Origin of the sequence: Limosilactobacillus urinaemulieris (assembly GCF_014838745.1) — a bacterium.
In the GTDB taxonomy this organism is placed as follows: Bacteria; Bacillota; Bacilli; order Lactobacillales; family Lactobacillaceae; genus Limosilactobacillus; species Limosilactobacillus urinaemulieris.
Map to the genome: position 1 here is coordinate 121150 of NZ_JABUXR010000001.1, position 22060 is coordinate 143209.

Annotated in this window: 16 protein-coding genes, 1 other RNA gene and 1 pseudogene; 8 read left to right on the forward strand and 10 right to left on the reverse strand. The window is 40.1% G+C overall.

The window, feature by feature from the left end; translation table 11 throughout:
- The first annotated feature begins 220 nt into the window (after nucleotides 1–220).
- Both HUK45_RS00600 and HUK45_RS00605 read left to right on the forward strand, forming a co-directional pair.
- The gene (locus tag HUK45_RS00600; protein WP_191910670.1) at nucleotides 221–2236 is read left to right on the forward strand and encodes an LPXTG cell wall anchor domain-containing protein; all 2016 of its coding nucleotides are present in this window, start codon (nucleotides 221–223) and stop codon (nucleotides 2234–2236) included.
- A 228-nt stretch (nucleotides 2237–2464) separates the two neighbouring features.
- On the forward strand, nucleotides 2465–3739 hold the full coding sequence (locus tag HUK45_RS00605; protein ID WP_191910619.1) for a glycosyltransferase family 2 protein: 1275 nt from the start codon (nucleotides 2465–2467) through the stop codon (nucleotides 3737–3739).
- Nucleotides 3740–3798: 59 nt separating this feature from the next.
- Here HUK45_RS00605 and HUK45_RS00610 read toward each other — a convergent pair whose 3' ends face one another.
- The gene (locus tag HUK45_RS00610; protein ID WP_191910620.1) at nucleotides 3799–4146 is read right to left on the reverse strand and encodes a hypothetical protein; all 348 of its coding nucleotides are present in this window, start codon (nucleotides 4144–4146) and stop codon (nucleotides 3799–3801) included.
- A 165-nt stretch (nucleotides 4147–4311) separates the two neighbouring features.
- Complete coding sequence (locus HUK45_RS00615) at nucleotides 4312–7080, reverse strand: KxYKxGKxW signal peptide domain-containing protein (protein ID WP_191910671.1); 2769 nt, start codon at nucleotides 7078–7080, stop codon at nucleotides 4312–4314.
- 50 nt (nucleotides 7081–7130) lie between these two features.
- On the opposite strand from HUK45_RS00615, the pseudogene HUK45_RS00620 reads away from it, so the two are divergent.
- Nucleotides 7131–8207: pseudogene (locus tag HUK45_RS00620) on the forward strand (IS110 family RNA-guided transposase); the annotation flags it as partial.
- Between the two features lie 444 nt (nucleotides 8208–8651).
- Here the strand turns inward: HUK45_RS00620 and HUK45_RS00625 are convergent.
- The 4 genes from HUK45_RS00625 to HUK45_RS00640 all read right to left on the reverse strand — a co-directional run bounded on the left by HUK45_RS00625 (nucleotide 8652) and on the right by HUK45_RS00640 (nucleotide 11052).
- A complete protein-coding gene (locus HUK45_RS00625; protein ID WP_191910621.1) occupies nucleotides 8652–9470 on the reverse strand; it encodes an aldo/keto reductase in 819 nt (272 codons plus the stop codon).
- Nucleotides 9471–9614: 144 nt separating this feature from the next.
- Nucleotides 9615–9989, reverse strand: an RNA gene (rnpB, locus tag HUK45_RS00630) — RNase P RNA component class B.
- 14 nt (nucleotides 9990–10003) lie between these two features.
- Nucleotides 10004–10366, reverse strand: coding sequence for a cell division regulator GpsB (gene gpsB / locus HUK45_RS00635; protein ID WP_191910622.1), 363 nt, complete (start codon nucleotides 10364–10366; stop codon nucleotides 10004–10006).
- A 107-nt stretch (nucleotides 10367–10473) separates the two neighbouring features.
- The gene (locus HUK45_RS00640) at nucleotides 10474–11052 is read right to left on the reverse strand and encodes an SLOG family protein (protein ID WP_191910623.1); all 579 of its coding nucleotides are present in this window, start codon (nucleotides 11050–11052) and stop codon (nucleotides 10474–10476) included.
- Between the two features lie 353 nt (nucleotides 11053–11405).
- On the opposite strand from HUK45_RS00640, the gene recU reads away from it, so the two are divergent.
- Both recU and HUK45_RS00650 read left to right on the forward strand, forming a co-directional pair.
- A complete protein-coding gene (gene recU / locus HUK45_RS00645; RefSeq protein ID WP_191910672.1) occupies nucleotides 11406–12020 on the forward strand; it encodes a Holliday junction resolvase RecU in 615 nt (204 codons plus the stop codon).
- A 12-nt stretch (nucleotides 12021–12032) separates the two neighbouring features.
- On the forward strand, nucleotides 12033–14288 hold the full coding sequence (locus tag HUK45_RS00650) for a PBP1A family penicillin-binding protein (protein ID WP_191910624.1): 2256 nt from the start codon (nucleotides 12033–12035) through the stop codon (nucleotides 14286–14288).
- A gap of 85 nt (nucleotides 14289–14373) precedes the next feature.
- Here HUK45_RS00650 and HUK45_RS00655 read toward each other — a convergent pair whose 3' ends face one another.
- The 3 genes from HUK45_RS00655 to HUK45_RS00665 form a co-directional block, all read right to left on the reverse strand.
- A complete protein-coding gene (locus HUK45_RS00655; protein WP_191910625.1) occupies nucleotides 14374–15117 on the reverse strand; it encodes an SDR family NAD(P)-dependent oxidoreductase in 744 nt (247 codons plus the stop codon).
- A 164-nt stretch (nucleotides 15118–15281) separates the two neighbouring features.
- On the reverse strand, nucleotides 15282–16199 hold the full coding sequence (locus HUK45_RS00660) for a GH25 family lysozyme (RefSeq protein WP_191910626.1): 918 nt from the start codon (nucleotides 16197–16199) through the stop codon (nucleotides 15282–15284).
- Between the two features lie 42 nt (nucleotides 16200–16241).
- Nucleotides 16242–17729 carry an amidase gene (locus tag HUK45_RS00665; protein WP_191910627.1) on the reverse strand — a complete coding sequence of 496 codons (1488 nt, stop codon included), beginning with the start codon at nucleotides 17727–17729 and terminating at the stop codon, nucleotides 16242–16244.
- Between the two features lie 120 nt (nucleotides 17730–17849).
- Between HUK45_RS00665 and HUK45_RS00670 the strand changes: the two genes are divergently transcribed.
- A complete protein-coding gene (locus HUK45_RS00670; RefSeq protein WP_191910628.1) occupies nucleotides 17850–18536 on the forward strand; it encodes an amino acid ABC transporter permease in 687 nt (228 codons plus the stop codon).
- Between the two features lie 128 nt (nucleotides 18537–18664).
- Nucleotides 18665–19513: a transporter substrate-binding domain-containing protein gene (locus HUK45_RS00675; RefSeq protein ID WP_191910629.1), complete on the forward strand. Its 849-nt coding sequence runs from the start codon at nucleotides 18665–18667 to the stop codon at nucleotides 19511–19513.
- A gap of 80 nt (nucleotides 19514–19593) precedes the next feature.
- Here HUK45_RS00675 and HUK45_RS00680 read toward each other — a convergent pair whose 3' ends face one another.
- Complete coding sequence (locus HUK45_RS00680) at nucleotides 19594–20991, reverse strand: PucR family transcriptional regulator (RefSeq protein WP_191910630.1); 1398 nt, start codon at nucleotides 20989–20991, stop codon at nucleotides 19594–19596.
- Nucleotides 20992–21111: 120 nt separating this feature from the next.
- On the opposite strand from HUK45_RS00680, the gene HUK45_RS00685 reads away from it, so the two are divergent.
- The gene (locus HUK45_RS00685) at nucleotides 21112–22053 is read left to right on the forward strand and encodes an NAD(P)H-binding protein (RefSeq protein ID WP_191910631.1); all 942 of its coding nucleotides are present in this window, start codon (nucleotides 21112–21114) and stop codon (nucleotides 22051–22053) included.
- Nucleotides 22054–22060 lie beyond the last annotated feature (7 nt).

Here is a 22060-nt window from a genome sequence, read left to right on the forward strand (position 1 = left end):
AGGGGAATCCTCTTTATTTAATTGGGATCTAAAAACATCCATAATTTATCCCCCCAGGGGGACTTTAGGGGGATTATTTTTGATAAATTTTGTAGAGAATAGCTTATGTTGCTTGATTAAACGGTATTTAATAATATCGAGCTACTCCCCTAGGATTACCTCTAAACAGCTACATATCAATGAATCCTCCCAATATTTATTCAAAGGGAGGATTATTATTATGGAAAACCGTAATAATGCTTTACATTACAAGATGTACAAGTCTGGTAAGAGCATCGTTTATGCTGGACTTGCTACTACTGCCGCTTTGGCAGGTTTAGTATTAGCTAACACTAATGCTACTGCTGTTCACGCTGATGCTGCTACTCCAGCTTCAGCTGCTGTTACTTCACAAGCAGCTACTACTGCTAACTCATCTGCTGCTACTTCAGCAGAAATTGCTAGTCAAGAAGCTGTTGTTAACTCTGCTAGTGCTAATGTTGCACAACAACAAAATGTTGTTAATGCCGCTAGTGATGCACTTCAATCAGCAACTAACTTGAACTCCAATTCAGCTGCTGTTGCTTCTGCAGCTTCTGCTTACAGTGCTGCTAATAGTGACTACTATGCCGCACGTCATGCACAAGCTGTTGCTCATAAGGCTGCTAATGCTGCTTCAGATTCAGCTGCTGTTGTAAGTGGTGTTAATACTGCTGACCTTACAGCTTGGTGGAACCAAAGTGGTCAATCAGACTACAACAAGGTAATGAATGCTAAGAGCACAGCACAAGCTAACTTAGATGAAGCACAAGCTCAAAGTGACTCTGTTGTTAATGCCTGGAACCAAGCTTCTGATGCTGTTGCTGCAGCAGAAAAGGCTGGCCTTAAGTCTGACAGCAATGAAATGAAAGCTTTGAATGCTCAAAAGCGTCTTGCATGGAACAACATGCAAACTGTTCAAAACGCAATTGTAACTGCTCGAAAGCAAGTCAGAGCAGCTGATACAATGCTTAATGACGAAAAGAACGGCATTTCTCTGAATGATGCAAAGGCAATCATGGATCAACTTCCAGCACTAAAGAAGGCTGCCCAAGACGCTGAACAAGCATACAAGGATGCTGTTCAAGCTACTAAGGATGCTGGTGATATTGCAAATGCCAAGTACGATGCTTGGACTGCTGCTCGAAAGGCTAACAACTTACCATACGGTACTGATGATCCAGTTTACCAAAGCTTAAGTGATGCTGCATCAAGCGCTGCTGCCCAAATTTCCCGTGATGAAGCTGGTATGAAGGCATTACCAACTGCTGATGGTACTAAGCTTAGCCAAGCTGAAGAATGGGCTAAGGAAGCACAAACTAGGCTTGATCATACTAACTCAGAACTTCCAACATTTGAAAACAATGTCAAGTTCTTCCAAACTAAGCTTGATGAAGCTAACAAGACTCTTGAAGAAGCTAAGGCTAACTATGCTAAGAATCCTACAACTCTTAACAAGCAATTAGTTGATAATGCTAATGGCTTAGTTGGTACTTTCAATGGTCAATTAGTTGCTGCTCAAACTACACTTACTAATGCTCAAAAGGCACAAAAGCAACAACAAGAACAAGTTGACTACTGGACTAACCAAGTTAAGGGAGTTAAGGATAGTGCTCGTTACGCAGAATTTGTAAACGAAATTAACACTGACAAGGCAATCGTTCAAAAGTTTAACGATGCAAAGACTAACATGAAGAATGCTGCTGCTTCAGCTGAAAAAGTTGCCCCTCTCAAGGCTGCTTATGATGAAGCACTTCAAACTTTGAAGGCCTACCAAAACCAATTAGCCGCTGCTCAAGCTAAGTTGGCTGCCATGAAGGGTGAAACTCCAGTTACCCCAGATCAACCAACTAATCCAGACCAACCAAGCACTCCTGATCAACCATCTGACAAGCCTGGTCAAAACACTAATGATAACAATAACGGTAACACTAATACTAACAAGGATAATGTTGCCTCTAACTTCACTGGTGAAAAGAACGGTAACTACTATGTAAACGGTAAGCAAGTAACTAAGGCTGCTTACGATGCACATGTTGCTAACCAATCACTTGCTACTGTTAAGACATCAGTTAAGGGTGCTAGCGCTGCTGCTACTGCTAACGACTCCAAGGCATTGCCACAAACCGGTAACGAAAATGCCTCAGCTGTTGTTGCATTAGGCGCTGTTTCTGCAATGTTTGGTCTTGGCCTTGCTGCTAAGAAGCGTGAATTCTAATTACCTCTTTTTGGAAGATAACTAGAACTAACTTTATTTGTTCGTACTAATAAGAGAGAGCCTCAAGCATTTATTGCCTGGGGCTTTTCTTTTATGATCCCCACTAAATTATCAGAAAATGAAAATGCAATTAATTTTGATTTCTATATTAGCCGTTGTACTAACGATCCTCAGCACTTTATTATTAATTTCAATATTAGTTTTATGGATTATTAAGAACCGAAAGAAGTGAGTGTAATCATATCATTAATAATCATTATCCTGGGTGGCTTTTCAGCTATTCGAATAATTCTAGGATTATTACTGGCAAATATTCATCAAATCATCTATCTTACAAAAGCAAGGAAAGAAAAATACGCGCCATTAGTATCAGTAATAATACCAGCATATAACGAGGAAAAAACGATTGTGGCCTGTGTCTCTTCTGTACTGAAGCAAACGTACCTAAATCGACAAGTAATAATTGTTAATGATGGTTCTGATGATGCTACTAAAGATATTTTGGATAGTATTGATAAAAAAGTATATTCTAGTAATTCTGTTGATCAGTTATTTGAGGATAGTATTCCATATAAAGAACGATTTATAATTGTTAATCAACCCAATAGTGGAAAAAGTATCGCATTAAATAATGGAATTAGAAATCATGCTAAGGGTGAATTGATAACTGTCTTGGATGCTGATTCTGAGCTAAAGCCAAATTTTTTAGCTAACATGGTTAACCACTTCCAAAGTACGAATGTTATTGCGGTTGCAGCAAATATAAGAATCAAACGGGCTCTCAATCTGATTGAACTGGTTCAATATATTGAGTACTTAGTTGGTTACCAGCTAAAATCATCAGAACAGGTGCTCAATTTAGAGTATATTATCGGTGGGATAGGATCTACTTTCCGGCGTACTATTATGGAAGCAGTAAATCTTTACGATACCGATACCGTCACGGAAGATATTGATTTAACAATGAAACTCTTAAGGCAATTTGGTAATGCATCATATAAGTTTTGCTATGCTTTTGATTGTGTTGTATCCACACCAGCAGTTCATAATTTTAGACAACTTATTAAGCAAAGGTATCGGTGGAAATTTGGACGGTTTAGAGCACTCATCAAACACCGTAAATTAATTTTTAACAAGAAACTTAATCTTTACAGTATCACCTTAAGTTGGTGGAAATTACCTAAAGTTTTTTTCGAAGAATTTTTACTTTTGATAGAACCGGTTATTTTAATCTGGATGTCTATTATTATTTTTATCCACTGTGACTTTTCGATCATATTTTCTATTTTGATTATCTATTTTATTTTTGCGATCGATACGATTATTGTTGAAAGCATCTCAACAAAAGTTAAATTAAAATTAACGTTAGTTTCGCCATTTACATACCTATTTCTATATATCATTAACATTGTTGATTTTATTTGTTTAGTACGTTGTATAGCTAATTTCAGGGAAATCTTATTGAAAAAAGGTCATAGCAAATGGACCCATGTGGAACGTTAAGTAAAATGGCATATCATCATAGGTTAATTCTGTGATGGTATGCCATTTTATAAAAGCAATTACTTGTTTTTCTTTAATGTTTTACGATATTCAGCACGTGTCATCGGTTTATTTTCATCATTAGCTAGCTTGGTTGAAGTAAATGAAACTTTGATATGCTCTTCTTGATTACTATCTTTAACAGCTGGTTGATGACTAGATGGCTTAGAAACTGAAGGGACTACTGGATGGCTCGTTATACTATCAGCAATCTCTAAAGTCTGTTTAGCAGTATTATAGTTACCTTCAATAACCCTTCGTAACTCCTTATTTGGATGGGGATCGTTATCGATTCTTGCCAATTCATTTTTAGAATTTTCCATAATTCTTTTTGATGAATTAATGATCTCTTGTAAATTACGTTCCATATATCCTGCTCCTAAATATTAGTACCTTCTAAATAATTATATCCCAACTTTATTATTTGTATACAAGCACAAGAAAAGCCTCAAGCGAAGAATTTAGTGCTTGAGGCTTTTCACTTATCAGTACGAACAATTAAAGTCAGTTCTAGTTATCTTGGGAGGAGGTAATTAGAATTCACGCTTCTTAGCAGCAAGGCCAAGACCAAACATTGCAGAAACAGCACCTAATGCAACAATAGCTGAGGCATTTTCGTTACCAGTTTGTGGCAATGTAGCAGCCTTAGTATCATTATTATTGTTGCTCTTAACTGCAACCTTTTCAGAAACTAAACCATTGTTAACAGCATGGCTACTACTATTATTTACATTTGAACCATTGTTGTTAGTGATGATGCTATCATCGTTAGTACTGTTTGAACCACTGTTATTGTTATCTGAACCGTTGTTAGCATTTTGGTTCCAATCAATGTTCTTAAGCAAGTTATTTGCTTGTTCAAGAAGTTGTGAAGCCTTAGCAGCGTTAGCAGCAGCTTCGTTAACAACCTTTTGGGCAGCCTCAACGTTTGCTTGAGCATCCTTTAAGTTTTGGTTAGCATTCAGAACATCTTGGTGAGCAGTCTTAACAGCTTCATCAGCCTTAGTCAGAGCATTTTCAGCATCATCGTAAGCTTTAGTAGCTGTAGCTAACTTATCATTAGCAGCCTTAGCAGCTTCGTCAGCTTTAGTTTCGGCATTACGAGCTTCGTCAAAGGCAGTTTGTGCTTTATTAAATGCTTCTTGAGCTGCAGCTTGTGCTTCGTCAGCCTTAGTTTCAGCATTACGAGCTTCATCAAAGGCAGTTTGTGCAGCTACAACGTTTGCCTTGGCAGTCTTAATATCATTAGCAGCCTTCTTGTAGTTGTAGCGAGCAACAATTACTTGGTGTTGAGCACCTTTAAGGTTTTGTTGAGCTTCTGTTAATGCGTTTTGAGCATTGTGTAAAGTAGTTTCTGCCTTTTCGGCTGCCTTTTCAGAACTCTCAACATTTTGTTGCCATTCATCTACAGTACCAGCCTTAGCAGCAGCTTCTGCAGCGTTTGTTTCAGCATTACGAGCTTCATCAAAGGCAGTTTGTGCAGCTGCAACATTAGCCTTAGCAACCTTAACATCATTAGCGGCCTTCTTGTAGTTGTTACGAGCAACAATTACTTGGTGTTGGGCAGCCTTAAGGTTTTGTTGAGCAGCTTCTAGATCATTATTAGCTTTCTTCACAGCTTCTTGAGATTTATTGTATGCAGTTTGGGCATTTTCAACAGCCTTAACTGTATCAAATGTAGCTTGAGCTTTTTGGCTTGCCGTATCAAATGCGTCAGAAGCAGCTTGTTCTGCTTCATCATTCCACTCATTTGGAGTATTGATGTTTTCCTGCTTAGCATCCATGTAAGCATTGAACTTCTCCAAGTAAGTATCATAGTTCTTCATATTATCAACAACACTCTTAGCTTTATTAAGAGCAACTGCGTTTTCATGACTTGGATCGTGACGCCATGCACTCATTGCTTTTTGAAGTTCGTGGTTAGCATTATTGAAAATTTCTTCACGTGCTTGCTTAGAATCAGCAGCATTCTTACTTGCTTTGTCATATGCGTCAGAAGCAGCTTGTTCTGCTTCATCATTCCACTCACTTGGATTATTGATGTTTTCCTGCTTAGCATCCATATATGCGTTGAAGGCTTTGGCAGCAGACGCACTATCAGTATTAGCACTATCAGCAGCATTCTTGTATTGGTAGAGCGGATCATTTTGTGCACTGGTCAAACTATTCTTAGCATCAGATTCTTCCTTACTTGCATCATCAAAAGCAGTTTGTGCATTTGATGCAGCATTTGATGCGGCGTTGTAATTGTTAATAGCATTAACATTGGCTTCGTGGGCAGCATCTAAAGCTGTATTTGCACTAGCAAGAGCAGAATTTGCATCTTCAAGTTTTGCTCCTGCATTATTAGCGTTATTTTGAGCTTCAGTATATGCACTAGCGGCACTCTTAGCATTTTCCAAGCCGTTTTGAGCAGCAGTTACATTATTCTTTGCTTGGTCGGCTGCATCTTGAGCACCCTTAACAAGCTGTTCAGCTTTTTCTAGCGCACTCTTAGCATCATCGTAACTCTTAATAGCAGCAACGTTAGCTTCATGAGCATCATTCAAAGCTTTATTAGCATTAGCTAAAGTACTCTTAGCTACTTCAAGCTTTTCACCAGCAGCATTAGCGGCAGCTTGTGCATCAGTAGCAGCCTTCTTAGCAGCAACTAAGGCATCAGAAGCTGTATTAAAGCTTTGCCCCGCTTCATTTGCTTTCTTTTGAGCGGCCATAGCAGCAGATTGAGCATCCTTAGCAACTTGTTTAGCAGTAGTGTAATCTTCAGCAGCCTTATTAGCGTTCTTAGAAGCAGCGTCTGCAGCACTCTTAGCAGCTTCGTAAGCAGTTGCGGCACTCTTAGCATTAGCAGAGGCACTAGTTAACGTTGTTTGTGCATTGCTTAAGTTTTGTGAAGCAGTAGCAGTATTATCAGTAATTCCCTTAGCTTGGCTAGTTAATTGAGCAGCTTCTGAAGTAGCAGCCTTTGGTTCAGTTGTGGTGCTTGAAGCAGGTACAGTAGTATCTGCATCACTCTTAACAGCAGCAGAGTTTGAAGCAATTGCGTTGGAATTAGCTGTGTTAGCACCAGCAACAGTTGAGTTTGCATCAGAAACAGCATCTGAAGCAACAGCAGTAGAAGCAGCTGAAGAAGTAGTAGCAGTTTGTTCAGTAGCTGGTGTAGCATCAGCGTGAACAGCAGTAGCATTAGTGTTAGCTAATACTAAACCTGCCAAAGCGGCAGTAGTAGCAAGTCCAGCATAAACGATGCTCTTACCAGACTTGTACATCTTGTAATGTAAAGCATTATTACGGTTTTCCATAATAATAATCCTCCCTTTGAATAAACATATAAAAAAAACTAGAAGAGGCACTCCAATCTTTTAGCAATCCCGAAGTTGTTTTTGAAGCAACAGGTGTTTATTCACGGCGGCTTCAGCGCTTCCTTGATGATCTTGACCAGGACTATACCTGCCTTAACCCGCTAGTTGCCAAGAAGCAGCTTGATGGCCTTCGACCGTATAAAACTGATCGTAATGATGCCCGGCACCTTGCCGAAACACAATTTATCATGAACCGGGCAATTACTTATAAGATCAGCCCAACTTACCGTAAGTTAATGGATTTCAGCCGATTTTATCAAGAAGTCTGTAAAGACGTTGCAACTCACAAAAATCGCCTCCACCGCTCACTCCAGCTTGTCTTTCCTGAGATTGAACACGTATTAAGTAATACTAATAATGAACTGTACTGGTCGGTGGTTAGTCGATTTTCTCAAGCAACTCGGGTTACTGGAGAATATACTTTCGCTGAAGTCGCTGATAGTATCCTTAAAGGAACCCATAAGAATATTTCCAAATCCCGTGCTGAACAGATTGCGCATAGTCTTTATTCAGCAGCCCGTCTTTCGTATTCAGCAGTTGATGATGATTCACCTGTCTACCTGCAAGTAAACCACCTGGTAACCCAAATTCAGGAAGGAACCAAGCTTAAGAGCAAGATCATTGAACAGATGACCGTCCTCGCAAAGGAATTACCTGAATATAATAAACTCCTTAGCATTCCTGGATTAGGTGCCCGGACCGTTGTTTCTTTAATCGGTGAGCTTGGTGATATTCGGCGCTTTCGTAATAGTAATGCGCTAAATGCTTTCATTGGAATCGATCTACGGCATTATGAATCTGGTGACTATGTCGCAAATGATCACATTAGTAAACGCGGTAACACGGTTGCCAGGAAGATCCTCTTTAAGGCAATTCAGAACATCGCTTCAGCAGCTCATTACCACCCTAACCATATTAACGATTACTATCAGCGACGAAAAATGGACGCTGGGCAATACGGAACTAAAAAGATCGCAATCGCAGCAATTCACCGACTAATTCGAACAATTTATCATCTCGTCATCAATAATCAATTCTATGATTACTCCTTAGCTACTAAAGGATAACCAGCAGAATTGGATATAGGATCAAGTTCAGTCCACTGTTTAAATCAGCATTAACATTGGGCTTTTTTGTCGTGGATCTAGATCACCGTTACACGCATTCAATTACTAAATTTAAATTAAAGAAAAGTACTAATTGGATCCAATAATTACTTTGAATCATCATTACTATATTAGACTTGTGATAAAATTTTAACTATTTTTAACAAATTATTCTCGTTTTCGTAACAAAATGATAAAGCAATTCACAGATTTATAAGAAGTTGTTCATTAAGTGAGCTAAAGCTGTTTTGGTAGTGATAAGTTAAAAATAGTGATTTATGCTCACGAATCCTTGTCCTTAAGGGATCCTAAATTAGTTCATTAGGGAAGCTCGTTTACCCCCCCCCCACTTCAAAAAGTTCAAATTCGCTTATCCCTTTATCAGTGAAATTTTTTTGAGATCTTTTAGTAATTATTTTCCTGCATTGTAGCTGGCCAACCATCAATTGACTTCTTAACATCAAGATCACGAAGCTTTGCCATTTCCTCACCATTAAGTTCAAAGTCAAAAATATCAATATTTTCTTCCATATGCTTAGTGTTTAATGATTTAGGAATAACAACAATTCCACATTGAATTAAATAGCGTAAGGTGACTTGAGCTGGTGTTTTCTGATATTTATCACCAATCTCTTTTAGAATAGGAATATCTAAGAAACCAGGATTACCTTCTCCCAGAGGTGCATATGATTCATGAACTATATTATTTGCAGTTAAGTAATCATGCATCCGCTGTTGTTGCCAAAGAATATGAGTCTCAATTTGGTCAACAACTGGTTTAATTGACGAATGATCAATAATCTCTTGAACTTGTAGTTCATTAAAGTTGCTTAAGCCAATTGCACGGATTTTACCTTCCTGATATGCATCTTCCAATGCTCGGTAAGTTTCTAAATCATTTCCCATTGGCCAATGAATTAGTACAAGATCAAAGTAGTCCTGATTGAAGTCAAGCAATGAGCCATCTAGCCCTTTCTTAGTCTCTTCATAGCCACTCGTTTGGACCTTAGTTGTTACAAACAGTTGCTCACGATCAAGACCACTTTCCTTAATCGCTTCACCAACGCCCTCCTCATTTCCATAGTACTGCGCAGTATCAATCATTCGGTAACCTAAGCGAAGTGCCTTCGCAACATTCAATAAAGTAGTATTAGGAGTAATTTGGTATGTTCCGAATCCAATCATTGGCATTTCAAGACCATTATTAAGTTTTACTATTTTCATTAAACTCATCTCCTTATCTCTATTATATTATTTCTTTGTTATGATTGTTGTTTTGACAATTAGTTAAAGTAAATATATGCTTATTATTACTAAAAATTTAAAAATAAAAAAGCCCGGGCGAACCCGGACCACCTGAATGCAAGAATCTGTAGGCCATGTTTTGTCGTAGTATAACTATCAGGTAAAAGTTATACCGAGGTAATCATCTATCTCAGAGCATAAAGCTCTCCCCTGGAATCACTTCAATTCGTTATCCAAAGCTCCCCTACCGTAGTTTGGGTTTACCGCTTGAGGGGTTTACCGCGTTCCACCAATAAAGTTTCCCTTATTGTATCGTCACTGTGGCACTTTTCAGGAATACTCGGACATAGTAAAACCGTAGTCATTTCTTCCGCCGTTACCGAATAAATCGGTACCCCGCCTTATTTTTTCAGCGAGCACAAACACTACAGACATCGCAGTCTGTGCGAGCATGGACCTTCCTAACATAACATCAGTTATGCTCAATTACCCAAGACTTGCATCTGAAATTATTAAAGTAAGTGTGAGTCGTTCTCTTGACCATTAGCTCCCATTTGAGCACCAAAGACACGCCGTTCCAAATTAGATAACCGCTTTAAGATATCCATGTTAGTAGCGTTAGAAACTGGTTGAGAAGCAACCCCATTATTCATTGATGAACCAACTTCAACTTGACGGTTAAGTTCATCAACCTTAGCACGAAGTCGTTCATTCTCACTATTTAAACGATCAACTTCCTTGTTAAAGGTGTCATAATCTTTGATAACATCGTCCAAGAAGGAATCAACATCAGCTTCATCGTAGCCTTTTCCGATGTTCCGTTCTTTAAATTGCTTATGCAAAATATCTTGTGGAGTAAATTTAATGTTATCCAATTTATACACCTCAATTGCTAAACTTCAAAAGTACATTAATTATCATACCTAACTCATCCCGCAAATTCAAGCAATTTCGCCTGATATTCACGAAAACCTAGAATTTATCATTTATCTGCTTCTTCCGCTTCCTGTTGACGTTCTTGCCATTCAATGGCTGCTTCCTGAAGTTCATCAAAGTCGATTAAGCGATAAGAATAATCATGGTTAGCTTGATACTTTTGAATTGCCTGGTAACCATACTTTTCCTTTCCTTCATGGTCTGGATCGTAAAGTAAGAGCGCCTCATCGGTATGAGTTAACATGAACTGCTGAAAGGCACGAAGCTGTTGCGGTGACTGATATGGATGATCGCTGACACTCGCACTGAAATCAACAGCCGATTGAAGGTTAGCTAATTTAGCTTGATTATTCTCATTCCATTGTTGACCAAACTCGGTAAACGGCAGCATCATCGAAATCTTCAACTGTGGATAATCATCCCTTAGTTTCAACGCTACTTCAATTGCCCATTGCTCAGTTCCCAACTGAGGACCAGTAATCAACCAAAATTCTTCATCACTCTCTTCTAGTCGTGCTTTTAGTTCACGAGAAAGGACATCTTTGATTACAGTAACTTTTGGATCATCATCCTTGAAAACATTTAATTCATAGCTCCGGTAACCCGTGATCCATAATCGACGCATTTAATCGCCACCTTTTTCTACTATTATATAGGTAAAGTTATTTTTAGAGGAAGTGTTTATTTACTGCAATATAGACCAAACGTGTTCTCCATGACCTTCCTCGAGCTAACGTTCTAGGCAACCGCCAGGAACTTGCTAGAGCTAATGTTCTAGGCGACTGAGCCGAAATGCGTTCGCCATGACCGCAACTTCCGCCTAGCTATCCCGTCCTTGATTGTAAACAATCATCGTCCGGGATTTTCTAGTGCTCAGTTGCTAATTCGTCACGGCTCGCACTCTAAATTTAATCATTCTGTATCAATCATCTTGATGTATCTCTGGTATAATACTTCTAGTTAGGAGAGTGATCAATGGTGAATATTCACTATCCCAATGGTCAGCAACCGAAGCGGGAGTATAACCCGCAACGAGATTTGCCGACCCCCCATCAATCGATTTACGCAAAACGGGGAATGTCACTGGAAGATGAAATTAATCATAGCAACCAGTATTATTTAACAAACCACATTGCCGTGATTCATAAGAAGCCAACACCAATCCAGTTAGTAAAGGTTGATTACCCGAAGCGAAGTGCTGCCGTTATTAAGGAAGCTTATTTTCGTCGACCATCAACGACCGACTATAACGGTGTCTACAAAGGCTACTACATTGACTTTGACGCGAAGGAAACGCGGAATAAGCGATCATTCCCGTTGAAGAATTTTCATCCCCACCAAATTCGCCACATGCGTGAATGTATCAAGCAGGGTGGGATCTGTTTCGCATTTATTAAATTTACCGAATTAGATCTTATTTATTTACTACCAGCTACCAACCTGTTTGAATTCTGGGATCAGCAAGAATCCGGCGGTCGAAAATCAATTCCGCTTGCTTCAATTGAGAAGTGCGGCTATCAAATTGGTTACCGACTTAATCCCCGTCTTCCGTACTTGGAAGCAGTCGACCGAATTATTGCTAATACAAAGTAAAAGGAGAATATCATGTCGAATAACGATGAACCACGGCGCGAAGATCAGTATCGTGCTGATGGTAGTTATGATGATGGCGGAAAAAAGCCATTGTTAAAGCGCATCCTCCTCTGGATAGCAGGGGCAATTGTCCTCCTGTTCGTGGCTGGATGTGCACTATTTTTCTACTACGCTTCAAGTGCCCCGAAGATCAGTCAACGGGAATTATCAAGTCAGAACACAACGATTATCTATGATGCCAACAATAAGGTAATTTCTCGGCTTGGTGCTCAAAAACGGGATTATGCTAAAGATTCGCAAATTCCTGACACTTTGAAACACGCGGTAGTCGCAATCGAAGACCGACGTTTCTATAAGCATCATGGGGTTGATGTTCGGCGAATTTTCGGTGCCGCGATCAATAACGTGATTGGTCGTTCAGACGGAATGCAGGGTGGAAGTACCCTAACTCAACAACTGGTTAAATTATCGGTCTTCTCGACTGCTCAATCTGATCGGACCTTCAAGCGAAAAGCCCAAGAAGCCTGGTTAGCCTTAAATGTTGAACGGCACTTTAGCAAGGATCAAATTCTTAAGTACTACATTAATAAGGTTTACATGGGTAATGGGGTCTACGGAATGCGAACTGCTGCCCAGTATTATTATGGTAAAGAATTGAAAGATTTGGATCTTTCACAGTTAGCCTTGCTTGCCGGAATGCCTCAATCACCAACTAACTACAATCCGCTTGCTTCGAATACTAAGTACGCAACCGCACGGCGGAATGAAGTTTTGAACGCGATGGTTCGGGCTGGCTACATTACTAAGTCTGCTGCTCAAAATGCTGCCAGTGAAAGTGTTACTGATGCCCTCGACCCAGATCATGGTGACGTTGAATCAAGTGAGACTAACGTTAAGGAAAAGATCGTTGATCCGTACGTCAAGGAAGTTCTCGCTCAATTACAAGCAGAAGGATACAATCCAAACACTGACGGCTTGCTGGTCCACACCAACATGGATCTGGGTGCTCAAAAGAAGTTATACAACGCTGCAAATAGCGAAATTTCCTTCCAAAACGACCAAATGCAAGCTGGGGCAGCCGTTACCGATCCGCATAACGGTCAAGTAATTGCCATGCTTGGTGGCCGTCATTCTAACGTCATCTATGGACTTAACCGGGCTGTTCAGGAAAACCGGAGTTCTGGTTCTACCGCTAAGCCACTGATGGATTATGGTCCGGCGATTGAGTATCTTCAATGGCCAACGTTCAAGACCGTTTCTGATACGAAGTTCTACTGGCCAGGAACAAATAAAGTTCTTCACGACTTTGATAACAAGTACAAGGGGAACATGACAATGCGTTCCGCACTGGTCGAATCACGAAACGTTCCTGCTATTCGGACACTGCAGGAAGTCGGTATTAAACGGGCAACAACCTTCTTAGGTGGCTTAGGAATTTCGCAAAAGGATCCTTACACCCTCCAAAACGGGATTGCCCTCTACATTTCCCCACTTCAAATGTCAGCCGCCTATGCAGCCTTTGCTAACGGTGGAACTTACTACAAGCCATACTACATTAGCTCAATCACCACCATGGATGGTAAGACTAAGACCTACTCTCCTCATGGTAAGCGAGCAATGAGTAAGGCAACCGCATACATGATGACTGATATGTTAAAGGGCGTCTTCACTAACTCTGCTTCTACTGGGACTTCTGCTTACTTAAGCGGTGTTCACCAAGCTGGGAAGACAGGGACAACCGACTTCCCTAACCGGAACCAATCAGGAGTAATGGATTCCTGGATGGCTGGCTACACTAAGAACTACTCGATCGGGATCTGGACTGGTTTTGATCACCCAATGAACGGTGGTGCAATTTCCAGCCAATACGAACGAACTGCGGTCCTCCTCTACAAGAGCATCATGCAGTACCTCGACGAGCAAAACCATGCTTCAAACTGGAAGATGCCTGATACTGTTGAAGCTGTCCGGGTAAACGGTAAGCGTCAACTTGTAATTAAGGATTCCAAGTGGGCATTAATGTATGGCGCTTGGGATGGCGGTGATGATGATAATGAATCATCCCGTTCCGACTCTAGTTCAAGTTCTAGTTCTTCTTCAGGTAGCCGGAGTGAATCAATTTCTGAAAGTCGCTCCATTGAAAGTATTTTGAATGGCGGCTCAAGAAATGAAAGCAATTCATCTTCAACTACACAAAGTAGCAGTGCTAGTTCTGCTTCATCTACTAATCCAACACCACCAGCTCCGAACACTGGTAATGGTCAATAATTATTAACATAAAAGCTAAAGGAGTAGTTAACGTTTGCATTTCAGACGTCAGCTACTCCTTTTAAACTGATAAATTTTAACTTGTTTACTTTGCCGTTAACCCGCCATCAACAATAAACTCAGAGCCGGTAGAATAATCAGCTTCATCTGAGGCGAGAAAGGCAACCATTTGCGAAACATCTTCTGGTTTAGCGATTCGCTGCAACGGAATTGTCTTTGCGAACGCCTTAACTTCATCACTATTATCATTTTGCTTAATCATTGGTGTTTCAACAACTCCGGGGTGAACCGAGTTAACACGAATGTTATACGGTGCTAGCTCAAGGGCGGCTGCTTTGGTCATCCCCCGAACAGCAAATTTAGTGTCAGTATAACCGATTGCACCACCAACTAACCCATCAATTGATGAAATGTTAACGATACTTCCCGATTTCTGGTTCTTCATTACTTCGCCAACGTACTTGATTCCAATAAAGGTTGAAAGCTGATTAATTTTAACAATCTTCAAGTAATCATCGACGCTATAATCAAAGATTGACTTAGTAATACTAATTCCCGCATTGTTGACTAACACATCAATCTTGCCAAACTTAGCTAATGTTTCCTTAACGACCCTTTGCCAATCCTGTTCGCTCGAAACGTCCTGCTTAACAAAAAGCGTCTTTTCACCACTCGGGTCAAGTTCCTTCGCTAAAGCTTCACCCTTTTCAGCATTAATATCAGTAATGACAACCTTAGCACCATCCTGGACAAAGAGACGGGCATGACTTGCACCCATTCCCTGTGATGCACCAGTGATGATTGCTACTTTACCATCTAATTTACCCATATTCATTTCCTCCATTCCGAGATACTAAGCATCTTTATAATTTTAATTATAACGACTGTCTTTTCATTAAGCAAAGAATCGGCTCCCTTAACCATAATCTAAAGCATCAAATGCCCCATAATCGTTAACCAACCTGCTAACGACTATGAGGCATTTTAATTTCATTATTCACTAAATGTTCCGTACGCTTCATCCGTAACAGCATTACGACATGGTAGGTAACCATATTGACCATTGCCACGTGGTTGACGGATCCAAACTTCACCATCATGCCGTGACCAGGCATCATAGTCAATCACTGAACCTGCCGGTAATTCCGCAATTGCAGTCGAGGTTGGTAGCGCACCCCAGCGCAAAGTTAATGGCCGATTACTCGTGAACCGCCCAACTTCACGGTGCCAGGTATCACCAAGATTATCAGTCCAAGTCTCGTTATTTGATATACTGCTAGCAGAAGAGTCTCCAGAGATTATTGGTCGTGAACTTACCTGTCCAGTGGGATTAGCTAATCTTTGCCAACCATCCCGATCCACTGTAGCAATCGAACGATCCTCGTCATCCCCCGCAAATTGCCATAACGTATATACCGGCCATGGTGCAGTGTTAACCTGCATATCCGGTACCTGCCAGGAATGCCAATTCATTGATGGGTACTTGGCAACCCAGAGGCCACAATCATTCGCGCAATTAGCAACCTGCCAAATTGCCGATTCTTGAACATAGATTAGCGGCCAGACGTTTGTTTGCCGGTGCACTTCATCAACAAACTTTCGGACCCAATTTGGGTTACCCCAAGCAGCATTTTGGTACTGTTCCCAATCAACTGCTAAAACCGCTTCACCAACCTTCTCTCGAATATGATCGAGAAAATATGTTGCCTCGGCGACCGGGTCATTGCCACCCGCATAGTGATAAAGACCCAATAAACGACCGTTAGTTTTCGCTAAAGAATACTGGTATTCATATTTTGGATTAACATAGCCCGTTCCCTGGGAAACCTTCACAATTGTCCCCTGGGCATGGGGATCAGTTACTATCCAATCCGCACTTCCGGAAAAAACGTCCGTAAAATATAGTGCCATCTGCCCTCACTTCTTCCTTATTAGATAACTTCATTATACCTTTTATGAGAAAAGGGTTGGCTGAAGCATTTTGAATTGATGATGGTCTTCAAAAAATTTGGCCATTTGGAGAAGCAAGCTTTCATTCCCTTTTCGGGCAATAAACTGGATTCCTAGTGGAGTTCTATTAGCCCAAACATGGGTCGGCAAACTAATCGCTGGTTCACCGGTCATATTTGCCTGTTCGGTAAAAGGTGTATAGGTCAGCGCCGGAAGCCATTGATCATAAATCAATTGGCGCTGCTCTTCTGGTGAGAGTTCTGTAATATTTTCCATTCGCTTGCGGTCGTTTGGCGTAATCAAGTCATGATCAATTCGGGGCGCCGGTTGAGCATTAGTTGGCGTAAGGAATAATGGATACTGATCGTGTAACTGATCATGAATGTAGCTTGCATGATCCCATTGACTTAATGCTTCACTGTATTGAGCCGCTGAAACATTCACACCGGTTTTCCAAAGGGCATAGGTCAATAATTCCATATCTTCTCGCTTAGCAGGCCGCCCAAGATACCGTTCAATTCCATCAAACATTGCTGCGGTTTCACCAGCATTCATCGTGTAATAACTATTCATTAGCGCTCTACCATCAACTGGATCGGTAAATTCAGTACATTTAAATCCTTGATCACTTAAAAAAGTTACTGCATCCAAGACTGCTTGCTTAGCTTCGTCACTGACGGGGGTTCCAACCGGCGATTTGACTGTATAGCCAATTTCGATATCTTTCATTGGCTGTTGCAAAATGCGATTAAATCCGGGAGTAAACTTTGGCACTTGAAAAACTGCTGCTGATTGAACAGTTTGTAACTGATCTAGTAGCCGGGCAGAATCCTCAACTGAGCGTGTCAGAGCAAAGTTAATCGAGGCTCCCTGCCAAGAGCGCCAATCCCTCGGTCCAGTTGGTACACGACCACGAGTTGGTTTTAAGCCAATTAGTCCTGACCAGCTAGAGGGAATCCGGATCGAGCCGCCACCATCATTTCCGGCAGCTAACGGAACCCAGCCAGCGGCCACCGCAGCAGCTGATCCGCCAGAAGAACCGCCAGGGGTAACCGCAGTATTCCACGGATTCCGGGCTGGACCAAAGAGCTTCGCGTCAGTAATATTTTTCCAACCAAACTCGGGGAAATTAGTCTGACCAATAATGATAAACCCCGCTTGTTGCAAGGCTCGAACAAAGTTACTGGTCGATTGGGCAATATTATTTCGAAATAACTTATTGCCGTTAGTATCTGGCTCACCAGCAAGTTGTTGACCCAACCCTTTAATCAAGATTGGAACACCCAGAAACGGCTGCCCATGATCAACTAGTTGCCGGGCTTCCTTCAGGGCTGACTCCGCACGCAGGTGAATCACTGCATTTAGTTGCGAGTTCTCCGCTTTAACCTTTTCAATTGCGGCACTTACTAATTCAAAGCTACTGACTTTCTTTGCCCTAACCATATCCGCTAATTGATAAGCTGGTTTCCTTAATAAAGAATGAATATCCATCTATTTTCTTCTTTCTGATAATCACAGTTACAAATAGGCATTTATATTATAAATCGTCTACTAGTCATTGTAAAAGCGTTTTCAATTCAATATACTTTAGGTTAGTAAATTAATTTGGAGATGGTTCGATTGAATTGGGAACACTGGTTTAACATTCCCGGATTTTTTGATGCACCACTAGCCTGGCAGTCACTACCAACTATTCTTAGCGGCTTACCGTTATCAATTATCCTGCTGGCAATTTGTTTTGTCACTTCTAACATTGTTGGTGTCTTGATAATGCTGATGAAAATTAGTAAATACCGACTTCTTCGTGGGGTTGCTCGCTTCTATATTTCCTTTTTCCGTGGTGTTCCAATGCTAGTTGTACTTTTCTTGACCTACTTTGGATTGAACATGGCTGCCCTGCCCGCGGCGATCCTCTCTTTTACTGTCGTCCCAAGTGCTTTTCTTGCTGAATATTACCGGTCCGCTCTCAAGGGCGTTAGTCAATCTCAATATGATTCCGCGCGCGCCTTGGGAATGTCCTATTTCACCATGATGACTTACATTATTTTGCCCCAAGCCTTTCGGATCGTTCTTCCGTCATTGGGGAATGTCTTACTCGACATGTTTAAGAGTACCTCCCTTGCCGCAATGATTACCGTTTCTGAAATGTTCATGAAGGCAAAAGTCGTCGCTGGAGTAAATCAGGATTACATGACCATTTATATTGAAATTGCCATCATTTATTGGATTGTTTGCTGCATTCTAAGTTGGGGTGAGCAGAGAGTTGAAAATCATTTACAACTTTACGTTAATGAATGATCATTCTTAATAATGTTTATCATTATGGAATAGTTATGCAAATGTGATTGAATTGACTAAATAATCGGAATATAATTAAAGTGTTTTCACGTCACTATCAGAATAAATTACAGGAAGAAGTCTCCTACATGAAGAAAAAATTTTTGACTATTCTCTCAGTAGTTGTTTTAACAATTATTGGGTTGTCTGCTTGCGGAAAGAAGAGTGCTGCAGACAAAGATACCTGGACCGTCGCAACATCTGGAACCCTTTACCCAACTTCCTATCATGATCCGAAGACTAAGAAGCTGACTGGTTATGATGTTGAGGTTATTCGCGCGGTTGCTAAGGGACTCCATAAGAAGGTCAAGTTTAAAGAGTACGATGTTGATGGGATGTTAACCGCGGTCAAGACTGGAAAAGCGGATATGGCAGCGGACGACTTTGCCATTTCACCTGCCCGCCAAAAGAACTATCTGATGTCATCCCCAATTAAACATTCTTTCAATAGTTTGATTGTTCGGCAGAGCGATAACTCTGGAATCAATAACTGGAAAGACATTAAAGGAAAGAAGTCTGCCGGTGAAGCTGGAACCAATTACCAACGATTAGCACAACAACTAGGCGCCAAGTTAGTTAACTACGACAATGTTTCTAACGATGTTTATATGAAAGGCGTTGCCAGCGGGAAGACCGACTTTATTATGAATGACTACTATCTTCAAAAGTTGGCCCTCAAAGCACAACCGAATAGTGGGCTTAAAATCAAGCAGGGAATGTACTTTACCACGAACGAAGATGGTAAGGGTGAAGGAATCGTCTTTAACAAGAATGACCAAAAACTGCAAAAACAATTTAACGATGAATTAGCTAAATTAAAGAAGAACGGTACCTTATCTAAAATTGCGAAGAAGTACTATGGCGCTGATGTTACTAAGAAGCCGAATGTTCATATTGACCGTCACTTTACAATTGAGAGTAAGTATAAGGGGGATTAGGGAATAAATGAAAAGGATGTCCAGAATTAACGGGCATCCTTTTTTGTCACAATTATTGCTCTCTTTTTCCATGCCAAAGTTTAATCTATAAGCAACGTCGATAATAATGTATAGAGATATTGATTAGGTGTTGTTAACTCAATATTATACTTTTCTTCGATCTTACTTAATCGGTAATTCAGAGTCGATCGATGGATTTGCAACTCAATGGCTGTCTCTTTTTTGTTCTCACGATTAATTAGGAATGTTTTTAGTGTTTGAAATAGTTTTTGATCCTTTTCTTTTAGCTCCAGCACCTTTTTACTTAGATAATTACTAAGCGATTGATCCTGACTAATATGATCGATTAAATCTGCTGCAATATAATCGTGATATCCGTTAATCCCAACACTTTTCCCAAGCTTAATTGCCCGGTCAGCTTGTTGGTAAAACTGGTTAAATTGATGTAACTGAGTAAAAGCATTACTGATTCCTGCACAAGTGCTATTTGCTTTCAAGTATGGGTCTAACTCCTGAATAATGGTTTTAAGAATCGTTGGGTTACTATCCTCAATGACATAAACGTCATACTGTTCATAATGAAAAACGACAAACTTTGTCAGAATTGTTCCTAATGGTTGAAGATTGGAATGCGGCGTCTTAAGGCATAAAACCCGTAACGGTCTCTTTAACCGATGTGGATCAAATTGTAGCCGATTCTGAATCTCATTAATTGAAATGTTAGGGCGAACCAAAATATCTCGTAATAGTCCCTCAAGATTGCCACCTCGTGATTGATACGGAAAATTATGAAGACCAACCGTTGCCGCAATTTTATCAGTTACTGATTCAATAACAGCCAAATCCTTCTGAAGTTTACTCTGCTCTTCAAGCACAATAATCATATAAAAGTGATCATCATTCCGTAAAATAATCTCTTGAAGGTAGAACGGTAATTTAAAACCAGATAACCGGCATACTCGACCAGAAATTATCTCAGTTGAATTAAAAAGCTCAGCTAATTTAGAATTAGTCTTTCCACTTACACTAATATAACCTGCCCTAACACTTTTTTGCCAATCAGTTAATTGGTTCCGGTTACCCGAACTGTGTCCTAATAGCTTTAAACTAGAATCAAAAATCAAGAGCGGGTTAATTATTTTTTGCTGTAAAACATGAAGAATCCTTTTAACTGGTTGCTTGTAAGAAAGTGATTGGGATAACTGATCTTCCCATTTTAAATACTGAATAATCTTACTCTGAAACTCAGTAAAAAATATTGTCGCTGAGTTTTTAGTAATTAACCATGATTCATCATTATTACATGGCCTTTGATCTACAATCAGAATGTTTCCGATCAGTTGCTGGCCTAGAGGATCCACCACTTGAATAGTTTTTGAGTGTAATTTAAAGTTCACTTGATTAATTTCAACATCCAGTAATTCATTGTTTAAATTGTAACGATCTACAATTGAGTCTAAGAATAGTTTTAGTTTCATTTCATGTTTCTCCTACATTATGTAGTAATAATACGCTGAAAATTGACGATAATTGAATGATGATTTAGCAAAAATCCATCACTATACTTTAATTATAGAATGTGAAAGGAGAAACAAGCAATGAGCAAAATAATTATCAATGGAGTTGATGGCAATCTTGGTAAGCAAGTTGTTACTGATATTACTAACTTAATTCCAAAGGAACATGTCATTCTTACTGCTCCTTCTAAAGAGCCATTACAACAATACCAAAAGCTAGGGTTCAAAACAGCAGTGGTTGATTTTACCTATACCGAAACTTTGGATCCCGTTTTTAAGGATGCAGATAAAGTTTTATTAATTTCAATGCCATTTGTTGGTAAAAAACGTCGCCAAGCCCATAAAAACGTGATTGATACCTGTGTAAGAGCAAACGTTAAACAAATTATTTATACCTCTGTTCTTTCATCAGCTAACCCATTAAATCCAAGTGTAGAAAATATCGATCATGGCTATACAGAAACCTTAATTCAAAACTCACCCCTTGATTACATCATTTTACGTAATTCATTATTTGCTGAAGCTTTTATTTCTGACTACCTCAGAGCAGTTGATAATCACGAAGCAGCGATTAATAAAAATATGGGCACAGGGCGTGTCTGGTTTATTTCCCGCAAAGATGCCGCATTAGCAATTGCTTTTGCCCTTAATAATACCCTACTTCACCGAGAGGTTCTCAACATTAACGGGATTACACCATATAGCTATCAAGACTTTCTTAATATTGCCAATAAAGTAACTGGAGCTAATATTAAATACAAGCAGATAACCGACCAGGAACTTTATCAATACTTTGATAGTATCCATGTTCCACGAACCACTGATGGAGATTTTTCTAAAAGTCCAATTCAGGCAACATCTGAAGGAATGGTAAGCTTTGGAACGACTGTAAGAGAGGGATTCCTTGACGTTCCGGTCAGCGATTTCGTCCAATTAACTGGTCACCAGCCGATTACAATGAAATACATGTTTGAGCACCAAGACGAGTTTCTTCTTGGTGAACGTCACACAACAGAAAAATAATGGAGGA